This window comes from Streptacidiphilus sp. ASG 303 (assembly GCF_020991365.1).
Taxonomy (GTDB): Bacteria; Actinomycetota; Actinomycetes; order Streptomycetales; family Streptomycetaceae; genus Peterkaempfera.
This window is the reverse complement of sequence record NZ_JAJLRA010000073.1, coordinates 1-1,592: the sequence shown is the minus strand read 5'-3', so window position 1 is coordinate 1,592 and position 1,592 is coordinate 1. Positions and strand designations below refer to the sequence as shown.

At 68.7% G+C, this 1,592-nt stretch carries 1 protein-coding gene; it reads left to right on the top strand.

Features of this window, described 5'->3' with window-relative positions; genetic code table 11:
* The first annotated feature begins 157 nt into the window (after nucleotides 1-157).
* The gene (locus LO771_RS29945; protein WP_230748294.1) at nucleotides 158-1,408 is read left to right on the top strand and encodes an IS701 family transposase; all 1,251 of its coding nucleotides are present in this window, start codon (nucleotides 158-160) and stop codon (nucleotides 1,406-1,408) included.
* Nucleotides 1,409-1,592 lie beyond the last annotated feature (184 nt).

Below are 1,592 nucleotides of genomic sequence, written 5' to 3'. Positions count from 1 at the left end.
CTAGTACTCCAGCAGGACTTCGACGTTTTGCCTGTTCAGAGGCCTGCGCGCGTGAGTGTAGTGGGCGAACGTCTCATCAGGGGCGGTCTTCATGGGACCGCCCCTCGATCGTGTGCAGCCAGCGTTGGTGCTCGCAGTGGCGGGGCAGCCTTTGGTCGTGATCAACGATCCAGCAGCCGGGACCTGGGACCGCGAACTCGAAGACCTCTTCCTCCGTGTCGGTCACCGCTTCAGCCGCGTGGAGCCCCGCCGCCGGATGCGTGACTACGTCCGTGGCCTGCTCGGCCCGGTCGGCCGTAAGAACGGCTGGCAGCTGGCCGAATACGCAGGCCACGCCACCCCTGACGGCCTGCAGCACCTGCTTGCCGGCTCCCGCTGGGAGGCGGACGAGATCCGCGACGAGCTCCAGGCCTACGTGGCCGAACGCCTCGGCGAGGCCGGCGGCGTCCTGATCATCGACGACACCGGCTTCGTCAAGAAGGGCACCGCCTCCGCGGGCGTGCAGCGCCAGTACTCCGGCACTGCAGGCCGCACCGAAAATTGCCAGATCGGGGTCTTCGCGGCCTACGCCTCCGCCCGCGGCCGCGCCCTGGTCGACCGCGAGCTCTACCTGCCCAAGTCCTGGACCGAGGACCGGGACCGCTGCCGGACAGCGAAGATCCCCGACGAGCGGGACTTCCGTACCAAGGGCGAACTCGCCAAGGCCCTGGTCCTGCGCGCACTCGCCTCCGACCTGCCCATCGCCTGGGTCACCGCGGACTCGGCCTACGGACAGGAAGGTCGCTTCCGCCGCCTGCTGGAACAGTCCGGCCTGGGCTACGTCCTGGCGGTGCCCAGGTCCCAGTTCAGCGTGGGCTGCAACCGCATTGAGCACCTGTTTGCCCAGGCTCCGGCCGAGGCATGGGAACGCATCTCGTGCGGCAACGGCGCCAAGGGACCGCGCATCTACGACTGGGCGGCCATCCGACTGCCCGCCGTGACCGAGTACGACCACCAGGACGAGACCCTCGTGCGCCGGCGATGGGCGCTCGCGCGCCGCAGCCTCAGCAAGCCCGACGAGATCGCCTACTACCTGGCCTACGCGCCGCTCGAGACGACCGTGGAGGAGCTGGTGCGGATCGCCGGGATGCGCTGGGCGATCGAGGAGTGCTTCCAGGCCGCGAAGAACGAGTGCGGCCTGGACCAGTACGAGGTCCGCCGCTACACCGGCTGGATGCGGCACATCACCCTGGCCATGCTCGCCCACGCCTTCCTGGCCGCGATGGCCGCCGCCACTGCAAAGGGGGCTGCAGAAACGGTTCCCGCACCCTGGTCGACCTCACCGTGGCAGAGATCCGGCGACTCCTGGCAGCTGGCCGTCCCCACCAACCGACTCTGCCGCGCCGCTCAGCCCGTAATCACGCCATGAACTGGTCCATCTGGCGCCGACAACGCCAGGCCGTCGCCCGCCGCTGCCACTACCAAAGGCGGCTGCACACGATCGAGGGGCGGTCCCATGAAGACCGCCCCTGATGAGACGTTCGCCCACTACACTCACGCGCGCAGGCCTCTGAACAGGCAAAACGTCGAAGTCCTGCTGGAGTACTAGGCGG